12 protein-coding genes are annotated in these 12,045 nt (G+C 73.9%); 6 read left to right on the top strand and 6 right to left on the bottom strand.

What is annotated here, in order from left to right:
* Positions 1–21: 21 nt before the first annotated feature.
* From COUCH_RS27595 to COUCH_RS27585, 3 genes are read right to left on the bottom strand one after another with little or no spacing between them, the layout of a single operon-like run.
* Complete coding sequence (locus COUCH_RS27595) at positions 22–1,020, bottom strand: glycoside hydrolase family 26 protein (RefSeq protein ID WP_249608131.1); 999 nt, start codon at positions 1,018–1,020, stop codon at positions 22–24.
* Positions 1,021–1,041: 21 nt separating this feature from the next.
* Positions 1,042–2,277, bottom strand: coding sequence for a sensor histidine kinase (locus tag COUCH_RS27590; RefSeq protein ID WP_249608130.1), 1,236 nt, complete (start codon positions 2,275–2,277; stop codon positions 1,042–1,044).
* Complete coding sequence (locus COUCH_RS27585; protein WP_249608129.1) at positions 2,274–2,939, bottom strand: winged helix-turn-helix domain-containing protein; 666 nt, start codon at positions 2,937–2,939, stop codon at positions 2,274–2,276. Before COUCH_RS27585 ends, COUCH_RS27590 begins: the two co-directional genes overlap by 4 nt.
* Positions 2,940–3,225: 286 nt before the next feature.
* Here COUCH_RS27585 and COUCH_RS27580 point away from each other — a divergent pair, with 286 nt between their 5' ends.
* The 3 genes from COUCH_RS27580 to COUCH_RS27570 all read left to right on the top strand — a co-directional run bounded on the left by COUCH_RS27580 (position 3,226) and on the right by COUCH_RS27570 (position 5,987).
* Positions 3,226–3,891: a hypothetical protein gene (locus COUCH_RS27580; RefSeq protein ID WP_249608128.1), complete on the top strand. Its 666-nt coding sequence runs from the start codon at positions 3,226–3,228 to the stop codon at positions 3,889–3,891.
* A gap of 32 nt (positions 3,892–3,923) precedes the next feature.
* Positions 3,924–5,564, top strand: coding sequence for an acid phosphatase (gene acpA, locus COUCH_RS27575; protein ID WP_249608127.1), 1,641 nt, complete (start codon positions 3,924–3,926; stop codon positions 5,562–5,564).
* A gap of 186 nt (positions 5,565–5,750) precedes the next feature.
* On the top strand, positions 5,751–5,987 hold the full coding sequence (locus COUCH_RS27570) for a hypothetical protein (protein WP_249608126.1): 237 nt from the start codon (positions 5,751–5,753) through the stop codon (positions 5,985–5,987).
* Between the two features lie 42 nt (positions 5,988–6,029).
* On the opposite strand, the gene COUCH_RS27565 is transcribed toward COUCH_RS27570, so the two are convergent.
* Positions 6,030–7,613 (bottom strand): DHA2 family efflux MFS transporter permease subunit, encoded by a 1,584-nt coding sequence (locus COUCH_RS27565; protein WP_249608125.1) that lies wholly within the window; start codon positions 7,611–7,613, stop codon positions 6,030–6,032.
* A 58-nt stretch (positions 7,614–7,671) separates the two neighbouring features.
* Between COUCH_RS27565 and COUCH_RS27560 the strand changes: the two genes are divergently transcribed.
* A complete protein-coding gene (locus tag COUCH_RS27560; protein ID WP_249608124.1) occupies positions 7,672–8,136 on the top strand; it encodes a MarR family winged helix-turn-helix transcriptional regulator in 465 nt (154 codons plus the stop codon).
* A gap of 20 nt (positions 8,137–8,156) precedes the next feature.
* Here COUCH_RS27560 and COUCH_RS27555 read toward each other — a convergent pair whose 3' ends face one another.
* Positions 8,157–9,101 (bottom strand): NADP-dependent oxidoreductase, encoded by a 945-nt coding sequence (locus tag COUCH_RS27555; protein WP_249608123.1) that lies wholly within the window; start codon positions 9,099–9,101, stop codon positions 8,157–8,159.
* Positions 9,102–9,287: 186 nt separating this feature from the next.
* Here COUCH_RS27555 and COUCH_RS27550 point away from each other — a divergent pair, with 186 nt between their 5' ends.
* Complete coding sequence (locus tag COUCH_RS27550; RefSeq protein ID WP_249608122.1) at positions 9,288–10,283, top strand: SMP-30/gluconolactonase/LRE family protein; 996 nt, start codon at positions 9,288–9,290, stop codon at positions 10,281–10,283.
* Between the two features lie 70 nt (positions 10,284–10,353).
* Positions 10,354–11,175 carry a DUF4142 domain-containing protein gene (locus COUCH_RS27545; protein WP_249608121.1) on the top strand — a complete coding sequence of 274 codons (822 nt, stop codon included), beginning with the start codon at positions 10,354–10,356 and terminating at the stop codon, positions 11,173–11,175.
* Positions 11,176–11,181: 6 nt separating this feature from the next.
* Here COUCH_RS27545 and COUCH_RS27540 read toward each other — a convergent pair whose 3' ends face one another.
* On the bottom strand, positions 11,182–12,039 hold the full coding sequence (locus COUCH_RS27540) for a glycosyltransferase family 2 protein (protein WP_249608120.1): 858 nt from the start codon (positions 12,037–12,039) through the stop codon (positions 11,182–11,184).
* Positions 12,040–12,045 lie beyond the last annotated feature (6 nt).

Here is a 12,045-nt window from a genome sequence, read left to right as displayed (position 1 = left end):
GGATGCAAGCCGCCCGCCGTCTCAGGGGTTCAGGTACGGGTCCTTCGCCATCTTCCGGTACGCCGACAGCGCCGAGGACGAGGAGTTGATCTGCCAGTGGCGTTCCTTGTCGACGTCGAACCAGACCACTGCCTTGATCAACGGGTACGTGCTGCGCAGCGTCGGGATGATGCCGGCGATCCAGGACGCCTTGCTGCCGCCCGCCTCGTCCGAGGCCGTCTCGGCGATGATGATCGGCTTGCCCTTCGCGGCGAGCTGGGCGTACAGGCCGGCGAAGACGGAGCGGAAGCTCTGCCACTCGAAGTCCGGGTCCGAGGTGCCCCAGTTGTAGCCGTCGATGCCGGTCCAGTCGACGTACGCGTCGCCGGGGTAGTAGTCCATCGCCGGCGGCGAGTCCTCGGCGTCCTCGTTGTTCGGGCACCAGGCCCAGACGACGTTGGTGGCTCCGCGCGCGACGAAGAGGTCGTGGATGTGGCGCCAGGCGGCGACGTACGTCGCGGGGTCGTGGCCGCCCCAGCCCTCGTCCCCGTTCATCTCCGCCGCGAAGTCGACGAAGAACTGCCGGCCGAGCGCCTTGGCGTCGTCGGCGCGCCGGCGCAGCATCGGGTCGTACGCGCCGTCGATGATGTCGGCGAAGTCGACGTCGTTGGGTTCGACGTTGACCAGCGGGATCCGGCCGTCGGCGAAGTCGGCGGCGCTGACCGGCGACCGGACCCAGTCGTCCTGCGCGAAGTCGTAGTAGGTGAGGTGGACGGCCGGTTTGCGGCCGATCCGCTTGTCGGTCTGCGCGATGCTGCCGTTGCCGTAGTAGTGGCCCAGGAGCGCCCCCTGCGCGGGCGCCAGCCGGGCGGCGGCCGACGCCCTGGTCTGCAACGGGCGCGGGCCGGGCGCGGTGTTCGAGGCGAAGGCGTCGGTCTGGCTGACGGTGGCCGCGGCGGCCGCGGCCACGAACAGGCCGGCCGCGACGGCCCGGACGCCGCGGCGGGACCGCCGCGGCGCCGGCTCGGGATCAATGCTCATGGCGACAGGGTGGCAACCGGATCATGAGCGGACGATGAAGCGGGGCAGGATCAGCTCGACGAGCGTGCCGGGCCCGGGAGCGGGCGCGACGTGCGCCCGCCCGCCGTGCAGCTCGGCGACCCATCGGACGATGGCCAGCCCGACGCCGATGCCGCCCCGCCCGTCGGTGACGCGGTCGCCGAAGACCCGTTCCCGGTCCCGGGCGGGAATTCCCGGCCCGTGGTCGCGGACCGCCACCCGGCCCGCCGCCACGGACACCTCCACGGGGGCCGGCGCGCCGTGCCGCAGGGCGTTCCCGACCAGGTTGCGGACCGCCTGGGCCAGCAGGTCCGGGTCGCCGAGGACGACCGTCGGCTCGGTCCGCAGCGACACCCGCCCATCGTCGTACGGGAGCTCCTGCACCACCTGCTCGACGACCAGGTCGAGCCGCAACGGCGTCAGCTCGAGCGGCCGGATCCCGGTGTCGATGCGGGCGCGGGCGAGCAGCCCGGTCACCAGCCGGTCCAGATGGTCGACCTGCCGTACGGCGTCGCGGCCCGAGTCGTCCTCCACGGCGAGGCGGAGGGTCGCCAGCGGCGTACGCAGCTCGTGGGCCGCCTCCGCCAGGAACTGCTCCTGGCGGTCGAGCGCACCCAGCGCGGGACGCATGCTCTTGCCCGACAACAGGTGCCCGGCGCCGGCCGAGGTCAGCACCAACACCGCGCAGCCGGCGGCCAGCCAGAGGACAAGCTCGGTGTGGCGCCGCCGTACCGATGCCGGGTCGGCCGCGACGAGCACCACCGCGCCGATCTCGTCGGTGTCCCACACCGGCGCGGTGGCCCAGCGCAGCTCCCGCCCGTCCGGTGCCGGGATCGTCGCGAGCACCGGTTCCTGCTCCCGCAGGGTCGCCGCCCACAGGTCGTCCAACCGGCCGGCCGGCGGCAGCGCGCCGTCGCGCCGAGGGTGCAGCCAGCCGGCCCGCGCGTCGGCCGTACCCGTCTTCTGCAGGACCGCCGTCACGTCCGAGGCCGTCGCCAGCTCGTCCTCGGCGAGCGGTTCGAGGTGCAGCGTGCCCTTGTCCATCCAGATCGCGCGGGACAGCGCCTCGGCGCGGCCCCGGATCTCCGAGTCCAGGTCGCGGGAACCCGACCGGGCGTCGATGGACGCGGCGATCATCACCAGCGTGACGAGAGAGACGGCGCTGACCGTGGCGTACAGCAGCGTCAGCGCCCACCGCATCCGTCGCAGCCGGGCGGCGGCCGGGCGCCCGGCGATCATGCGGCGCCGCGGATGCGGTACCCGACACCCCGGAGCGACTCGATGAGGTCCGGCGGCCCGAGCTTGCGGCGCAGCTGCCGGATCGCCACGTCGACCACGTTGGAGGCCGGGTCGCTCATCTCGTCCCAGCAGCGTTCGAGCAGCTCGCTGCGGGTGACGGCGGCGCCGGCGCGGACCATCAGCGCCTCCAGGACGGCGAACTCCTTGGCGGTCAGCGCGAGCAGGACGCCGGCCCGGCGTACCCGGTGGCGCGGCACGTCGAGGGTCAGGTCGGCGACGGTCAGCACCGGCAGCCGCGGTGGCTGGTCGCGCCGGCACAACGCCCGGACCCGTGCGACCAGCTCCGCCATGGCGAACGGCTTGACCAGGTAGTCGTCGGCGCCGTGCTCGAAGCCCGCCACCCGGTCCTCGACGGTCCCCAGCGCCGTCAGCACCAGGACGGGCACCGTACGGCCGGCGCCGCGCCACGCCCGGACCGCCTCCAGCGCATCGCCGTCGGGCAGCCCGCGATCGGCGACCACGCAGTCGTAGCTGTTGACCGACACCTTGAGATCGGCCTCCTCGCGCAACCGTGCGGAGTCGGTCGCGAACCCCGTGGCGCGCAGGCCCGCGGCGATGGCCGGACCGAGTTCCGGATCGTCCTCGACCACCAGCACCCGCATGGTCGGCGAGTGTAGATCCGCTCCGCCGCCCCGCCCGCCGTTCCTGCCTGTCGGTGCGCGTCCCGTGGGGACGAAGGTGCAGATCGAAGAGGGCCGGCCTGGCCGAGCGATGCGTGCCGTCCCTGCCCGGCGGGTAGCAGAGGCGGCGTGCAGACGGCTCTGGTGCGGTACGTGGCCGCCGCCACCCTGGCCCGCGGTGCGGATGCCGGGGCGGCGGTCGGGTTCGTGCTGCTCGCCGCCACCACGCCGGACGTGCCGCGGCCGCCGGCTGATCGCCGTGGTGTGCGTGGCATACGGAATGCTGATCGCGGCGGCGACCCTCGGTCTGAGCCGGATACCGATCGCCCTGGTCGGGGCGCTCGCCGCGGTGGCGGGCGCGTGCGGCCCGCTGCTGACCGGCGGGCTGAGCAGCCGGCTGGCCGCGCTGCCCGCCGGCGGCGACACCGTGCCCCCGGACGAGGTCCTTTCCGTACGGCAGGCCCTGCGGCTGATCGTGACCACCGGGCCGCTGCGCCGGGTCATGTACACGACCGTCGTCGCCGCCGTGCCGGGCGGGGCGGTCGCCGTCATCGCCGTCGCGTACGGCCCCGATCTGCACGTCGACGCCGGTACGGCCGGCCTGCTGGCGGCGGCGTTCGGCCTCGGCAACCTGCTCGGCTCGCTCGCGGTGAGCGCGCGACCCCTGCTGGGGGAGCCGGAGAAGCTGGTCACCCGGACGGCTGCGGTGGTGGGTCTCGGGTTCGCCCTGTGCGCGGCGGCGCCCGGCTACCCGCTGGCCTTCGCCGGATTCGCGCTGGTGCGGGCTGCTGGTGATCGGCTCGGCCATGATCCTGGTGACCGCGGCCGTCACGGTGCTCGACCGCCGGGGCCGCCCCGCCGCGCCGCCCGGCTCGCGGCAATCGGCGGTGGGTGCCACGAGCGACAACCCCGACCGGCCACGCAGCCACGATAAGTTGCGATGAGTCGACGACGACGGGAGCGGACATGAGACGGGTCGGCGCGGTGCTCGGTGCAATGGTCCTCATGCTCACAGGGGCCGTCGGCCCCGCTCAGGCCCACCATCGCCACGGCGGCCCGCTCGGCCCCTTCACCAACCTCGTGGTCATCTACCAGGAGAACCACAGCTTCGACAACCTGTACGCGGGCTGGGGCCGGGTCGGCGCCCAGTGGGTCGACGGCCGCGGCGCGCCCGGGTACGCCCGCCGCAGCGCGCAGGTCCGGCAGGACGGCACCCCGTACCGGTGCCTCTACCAGAACGACCCCAGCCTCGCGTCCCCGCCGCTGCCCGCCACCTGCGGCACCGACGCGGCGAGCAACGGGTTCTCGTACGCGAGCCACTTCGCCAACCGGCCGTTCCCGATCAACGACTACATCACGCCGGAGAGCCTGACCTGCCCGGGCGGCACCCCCGGCGGCTGCACCCGTGACCTGGTGCACCGGTTCTATCAGGAGCAGTACCAGCTCGACGGCGGCCGGATGGACCGCTACAGCACCGGCAGCGACGCGACCGGCCTCACCCAGGGGTACTACGACACCCGCCAGCTGCCCATCTACCAGTACCTGCACGCCGCCGGGGCGCCGCACTACGTCGTCGCGGACCGGTTCTTCCAGGCCGCGTTCGGCGGGTCGTTCCTCAACCACCAGTACCTGGTGGCCGCGCAGGCGCCGCCGTGGCGGGGCGCGCCCGCCGCCGCCCACTCGGTCGTCGACGCCGAGGGCTTCCCGAACCCCAACCCGCCCGCCGCGGACACCGGCGTCCGGCCGTACCCGCTGCACGGCAGCAACCCGGCGCTGAACGACGGGCCGCTCACCCAGGCCTGCCCGGGCCGCGCCGGCTTCGCCTGCGGCGACTACGCGGTCAACACCGTGCAGCCGTCCAACCCGCCCAGCGCGGGCGGCGCCACCACGCTGCCGCTGGTCAACAACGTGGACCCGGCCGCGCCGGACTACCGCCGGACCATCGGCGACGAGCTGTCCGAGCGCAACGTCGCCTGGGCCTGGTACGCCGGCGGGTGGAACGACGCGGCCGCCGGGCACCCGGGCCCGCTGTTCCAGTACCACCACCAGCCGTTCAACTACTTCGCCCGGTACGCGCCCGGATACGTCGACCCGCGCACCGGCGAGCACCCCCGCGATCACCTGCAGGACGAGACCGCGTTCTTCAGCGCCGCGCGGTCGGGCGGCCTGCCGGCGGTCAGCTTCGTCAAACCGTACGGTGCGGAGAACGAGCATCCCGGCTATGCCAGCACCGACAACGGCGAGCGGCACCTCGTCGACCTGATCAACGCCGTCATGGCCGGCCCGCAGGCCGCCCGTACGCTGATCGTGGTCACCTATGACGAGTTCGGCGGCCAGTGGGACCACGTCGTCCCGCCCGGTCAGGGCCGGCACGCCACGCCCGGACCGTCCGACGAGTACGGTCCCGGCACCCGCATCCCCGCCCTGCTGATCTCCCGGTCGCTGCGCGCCTCCGGCGTCGACCACACGCCGTACGACACCACCTCGATCCTGCGCACCATCGAGCAGCAGTACGGTCTGGCCACGCTGGACACCCGCTTCGGCCGGGACGCCCGTGTCAACGACATGGGCCCGGCCCTGCGCGTCGGCGGCGTCGGGCACCGCTGAGGGGGACATCCCGGGCCTGCCGGCACGGTACGGCCGTGGCTACCGTGCCGACCCTGACACGTCGGCGCACGGGAGCAGGACCGCCGCCGGCCGTGACCGGCGGCCGGGCCCGGGTGCTCGCCCGAACGCGAAGGACCATTCCGGCTGCGGGCGTCGGCCGGTTCCGCCGACCCGGGCACGGCGACGATGCGGCGGGAGCCGACCCCGGCCGCCGTCCGCGTGCTCGTCGCCGGCCTGCACACCGTGGTCCGGCGTTACGGGCAGGACCCGGACCTCCGGGCGCCCGTCACGGACCCTGACCGCGGCCGGCCCGGCCTTCGCGCAGTGGCGGGCCACGACGCCGGCGTGCCGCCCGGCTGGGTGGACACGATGACCGCCACCGCGCCGGCGCCGGTGACGTCGAGCTCGACAAGGACATCCTGATCGTGGAGCCGGACGGACCTGCGTGTCGTCGTCTTCAGCTGCTCAGGAGGGTTCCCGCGCCGACTCGAGCCGGGTGGACGCGATCAGCCCGAGCAGCAGGAAGCCGGCGGCCGTCAGCGCGGTCCACCTGGTCGCGGTGGAGAAGGCCTGCCGGGCGTCGCCGGCCAGCGTCGCCGTCGCGGGGCTCGCCGCCAGGCCGGGGATCGCCGCGCCCGCGCTCTTCTTGACCGCGGTGATGACGGCCGATTTCTGCGGCTCCGGGACGTCGCGGTCGGTGAGGGCGGTCCCGAGGTGGCCGGCGAGGGTGCCGAACAGCACCGAGCCGAGCACCGCGATGCCGAGGGCGGATCCCAGCTGCCGGGTGGTGCTCTGGGTGCCGGACGCCTGCCCGCTCATCGCCACCGGGACGTCGGCCAGCACCACGCCGGTGATCTGTGCGGTCGCGAGCCCGACGCCCACGCCGTACCCGAAGAGCATCGGGGTGAACGCCCACCAGGGCGTGTCCGGCGCCGCGACGATGCCGATCCCGGCGACGCCGAGCAGCTCCAGCAGGATGCCGAGGCGGACCGCGAAGGCCGCGCCGCGCGCGGCCGTCAGCGGCGCGGCGAGTCCGCTGGCGAGGAAGCTGCCCGCGGCCAGCGGCACCAGCGCCAGGCCGGTCTCGAAGGCGGAGTAGCCGAGCACGTTCTGCAGCCAGAGCGGCAGCGAGAAGAGCAGACCGAACTCGCCCAGGCTGACGACGCCGGCGACCAGGTTGCCGTTGCGGAACGACGGGATGGCGAACAGCGTCAGGTCGAGCAGGACGGGCTTGCCCGCCGCGTTGCGGCGCCGCTCCACGAGCACGAAGGCGACCAGGCCGAGAACGGCGACGGCGAAGGCCACGGGTACGGGCGAGAGCCGCATCGTCCACGACACACCGGCGATGTCGACCGGCCCCGTACGCTCGAACCAGCCGTAGTTGCGCCCCTCGATGAGGCCGAAGACGACCCCGGTGAGGGTGACGGTCGAGAGCACTGCGCCGGCCCAGTCGTTGCCGCGGCGGCCCTGCGGCTCACGCGACTCGGCGACCAGCAGGGCGGTCCCGGCGAACACCAGCGCGCCGAGCGGCACGTTGATGCCGAACGCCCACCGCCAGGAGAGGTCGGTGGTGAGCCACCCGCCCAGCAGGGGGCCGAGCGCGGCCGCACCGCCGATCGTGGATCCCCACACCGCGAAGGCGATGCCCCGCTCCCGGCCGGTGAAGGAGGCGTTGAGCAGCGACAGCGAGGTCGGCAGGATCATCGCGCCGCCCACGCCCTGCACCAGCCGGCCGGCGATGAGCAGCGGCGGCGTCGGCGCCAGCGCGCATCCGACGCTGGCGAGGGTGAACACGACGATCCCGGCGAGGAAGAGCCGGCGGCGCCCGGAGCGGTCCGCGGTACGCCCGGCGACGAGCAGCAGGGCGGCGAAGACCAGCGTGTACGACTCCTGGATCCACTGGGCGTCGCTGGAGGTGGCGCCGATGTCCTTGATGATCGAGGGCACGGCGACGTTGACGATGGTGGCGTCCACGATGATCATCGCGACGCCGAGGCTGATCATCACGAGGCCGAGCCAGCGGCGCGCGCCCGTTATCTCGGGGGTCATGATGTCAGGTATACAAGTAGTTAGAAATTCTTGCTACTTCGAGCGTGGGGACCGCAGCATGACGGGACATCGCCGCCGGGGAGAGTCACACAGCGAGATTTCGCACGCCATCCGCGAGATGTTGCGCGCCAACGGCGAGGCCGCGCAGAGCCTGGCCCGCCGCCTCGGCCTCGGCATCACCGACGCCACGGCGCTGGACCACCTGCTCAGCAGCGATGGGGGGCTCGGCCCGGGTGAGCTGAGCCGGCTCCTGGGCATCCGCTCCGCCTCGGCGACCACACTCGTCGACCGTCTCGAAGCCACCGGGCACGTCCGCCGCGTCCCCCACCCCTCGGACCGCCGCCGGCAGACCGTCGTCGCCACCGACCGGGCGTACGACGAGGTGCTCGGCGCCCTGGCCCCGCTGTTCCGTCGCGTCGAGGAGGCGGCGGCCCGGCTCACCCCCGAGCAGGCCGCCGCCACCGCCGCCTTCCTGCGCGAAGCCGCCGAGGCGATGCGCGACTACGCCGCCGGGGACGGCTGAGGCCGCCCCCGGGCGATCGCTCAGCCCTGGACGGTGACGACCACCTTGCCGCTCGGCAGGGCGCCCTCGGCGGCCCGGGCGTGCAGTGCGGGCAGGCCGGCCAGCGGGACTCGCTCGGCGACGTCGACGCGCAGCCGGCCGGCGTCGACCTGGCCGGCCAGCCGCGCCAGTTGCTCGGCGTCGCTGCGGACGTACAGGTCGATTCCGGTGACGCCGCGCTCGTCGTCGGAGGGTGCGGGCATCCAGACGGTGGTGTTCACCAGCGTGCCGCCGTCACGGATGACCGTGAGCAGCGCCCCGAGCTGGTCGGGGGAGATCGGGGCGAGGTTGAGCACCACGTCGACCGGCTCGGTCACCTCCGCCGTGACGTCGGCGGTGGTGTGGTCGATGATCCGGTCGGCGCCGGCGGCCCGGACGCGCCGGCTGCTGCGCGGGCTCGCCGTCGCGATGACGTGGGCGCCGGCGTTCTTGGCCAGCTGGACGGCGTAGTCGCCGACCGCGCCGCCGGCCCCGTTGACGAGAACGCGTTGCCCGGCGGTCAGCTTGGCGTGCTCGAACAGCGCCTGCCAGGCGGTGAGGCCGACGGCCGGCAGCGCCGCGGCGTCGGCGAGCGGGACGGTGGTGGGCGCCGCAGTCAGGACCTCGGCGGGTGCGATCACGTACTCGGCGGCGGCGCCGGCCTCCGCCATGGGCAGGAAGCCGATGACCCGGTCACCGGCCGCCAGGGTGCCGACGCCCTCGCCGAGCGCGTCGACGGTGCCGGCCACGTCGACGCCCGGCGTGTGCGGCAGCGCGACCGGGATGGGGCCCTGCATGGTGCCACCGCGGATGGTCGCGTCGACGCCGTTGAACGACGTCCCGGCCACCCGTACCCGCACCTGTCCGGCGCCGGGGACGGGCTGGTCGGCGTCCTCGTGGCGCAGGACCTCGGGGCCGCCGAACTCGTGGAAACGTACTGCCTTCATCACACTCACCCTCTCCGATTGCTTCGAGTTCGAAGCACATCCCGACCATACGTATGCTTCGAATTCGAAGCAAGGGATCGGTCGTGTGACCGCGGTCTCGGCGGATCGCCGCCGCCGCGGGGCGCGCGGGGAGGGCGGCGCGCACACTGGCCGGGAGCCGACCCACCGCCGACCCTGGGAGCCCGGATGGCCCGTCGCCTGATCAGACCTCGCCGCTGGCAGCCGCCGGCCTTCCACGACCGCGGGCCGACGGCGCCCCTGCGGGTCCTGCGCCGGTTGCCGACCGGCGGGCACGGGCCCGAGGACGTCGTCTTCGACGCCGCCGGGAGGATCCTCACCGGCACCGCCGACGGGCGCATCGTCCGCATCGACCCGGCCACCGGCGACCGCACGGTGCTGGCCGACACCGGCGGCCGCCCGCTCGGGCTGCACGCCCGCGCCGACGGCGGCGTCCTGGTCTGCGACCACGACAAGGGCCTGCTGGAGGTACGCCCGGACGGCACCGTCGAGGTCCTCACGGACGTCGTCGACGGCGAACCGCTGACCTTCGCCAGCAACGTGGTGCAGGCGGCCGACGGCACGATCTGGTTCACCACGTCGACCAGCCGGTGGGACCTGAGGAACCACCTGGGCGACATGTTCGAGCACACCGGCACCGGCCGGTTGCTGCGCCGCGACCCCGGCGGCACCGTCACCACGGTGCTGAGCGGGCTGAAGTTCGGCAACGGGCTGGTCCTGGCCCCCGACGAGTCGTACCTGCTGGTCGCCGAGACGGCCGGCTACCGGATCCGGCGGCACCGGCTGACCGGCCCGGACGCGGGCCGCACCGAGGTGCTCGCCGACAACCTGCCGGGCTTTCCCGACAACATGTACCTCGGCAGCGACGGCCTGCTGTGGGTCGGCATCGCGGCTCCGCGCAACCCGCTGCTGGACCGGCTGCTGCCGCTGCCCGGCTTCCTGCGGCTCCTGCTCTGGAACCTGCCCGAGGCGGTACGCCCCAGGCCCGCCGTGGTCGCCTGGGTCATGGCCTTCGACCTCGACGGCGAGCCGGTGCACGACCTGCGCGCCACCGACGGCTCGTACGGCTTCGTCACCTCGGTTGCCGAGCGCGACGGTGTGCTCGCGCTCGGCAGCCTCATCGAAGACGACGTGGCAATCACGAAATCCTCAGCATCTGTTTGATCCCGGGGCGGGTCCCGCTGCGTACCTCTGCTCAGCGGGACCCGCCCGGGGACCATGGCTGGAGGAAGACGTGCTCGCCGTCGTTCGGATGTCCTGGTGGCGTCACCGGCTGCCGGGTGCGGCCCTCGTCGCCCTGGCGCTGGCCCTGTTCGACCCGCAGGTGGCACACGCCGAGCCGGGCGTGCCGGTGCCGCCGAACGGCCTGCTCACCGACCGGGGCCGGGGCGACGTCTCCGACGCGGACCGCGACTTCGTGGTGAAGGTGCGGCTGGCCGGGCTGTGGGAGATCCCCGCCGGCCGGATGGCGCAGCAGAAGTCGGACGACCCGCGGATCCGGTCCATCGGCAGCGACATCGCCGCCCAGCACGTCAAGCTGGACCAGCTCGTCCGGGACGCGGCGAAGAAGCTCGACGTGTCCCTGCCCGACGAGCCCAACGAGGACCAGCAGGGCTGGCTGGCCGAGATGCGCGACGCCGACGGGACCGACTTCGACCAGGTGTACATCGACCGGCTCCGGGCGGCCCACGGGAAGATCTTCCCGGCCATCGCCACGATCCGGGCGAGCACCCGCAACGACACCGTCCGCAAGCTCGCCCAGCGCACGAACCAGTTCGTGATGACCCACATGACCCTGCTCGAGAGCAGCGGGATCGTCGACTTCGCCGGGCTGCCCACCGCGCCACCGCCGGCGGCTGCCGGGGGAACGGCGAACGCGGCGCAGCTGCGGCCGGCGGCGAACTCCACCACGCCCTCGGTGGCCGGCGTGCCGATGCTCACCGTCGTCGTGGTCGCCCTCGCGAGCATGGCCGTGACCGCCTTCACCGTGCGGTACGTGATGCGCGATCCCCGCCGGCGGTACCGGAGGCAACGGACCAGGTCGTACGACTACTGAACCGGCTCAGGCGGCGTAGGCCAGGGCCGGCGTACGCGGAGCCGCGACGACGACCGGGGCGGCGACGGGCGCGGCGGCCCGGTAGTGGTCGTCCCGGCGGCGGCGGTAGATGACGAACGTGTCGCGGATCGTACGGACGATCGTCGAGCTGGTGACGGTGGAACCGGCGACCCGCTCCTCGAGGCGCACCGGCACGGCCTTGAGGTCGTCGATGCCGGCGGCGTCCGCGGCGACGAACAGCTCCAGGTCGAAGGCGAAGCGGCACTCGCGCAGCCGGGGCAGCACCGCGGCCAGCACGTCGCGCCGCACGATCTTGCAGCCGGTCTGGGTGTCGCGCACGTCGAGGCCGAACAGCCGGGAGACGAGCGTGGAGTAGGACACCGACACGAGCTTGCGGAAGCCGCTGGCCGCGCTCGCCGACGCGGCGTGACGCTTGTCGGCGTACACCAGGGCGTGGCCGCCGGCGCGGGCCACCATCAGGTACTCGACCAGGTGCCGGGGGTCGATGTCACCGTCGGCGTCGATGAAGCCGATCCACGCGCCGCGGGCGGTGGCGAAGCCCTGGTGCAGCGCGGCGCCCTTGCCCTGGTTCACCGGGTTGTCGATGACGCGGACGCCGGGCAGGCCGCCGAGGGTCTGCGCCGAGCCGTCGGTCGAGCCGTCGGAGACCGCGATCACCTCGAAGCCGACCTGGGCGTCGCGCAGGCAGGCGACCAGGCGCTCGACCGTACGGCGCAGCGCCGCGCCCGGGTTGTAGAACGGCACGACCACGGAGAGCTCGACGCCGTCGGCGGCACGGCCCCACAGGCGGGACATGTCGTGCAGGGCCGGGGCGGCGGGGGAGAGCTCCAAGGTCGCGTTCATGCCCCG

The organism is Couchioplanes caeruleus (assembly GCF_023499255.1).
Taxonomy (GTDB): Bacteria; Actinomycetota; Actinomycetes; order Mycobacteriales; family Micromonosporaceae; genus Actinoplanes; species Actinoplanes caeruleus_A.
The sequence above is the reverse complement of the archived record's forward strand: the minus strand, read 5'-3'. Positions and strand labels throughout refer to the sequence as shown.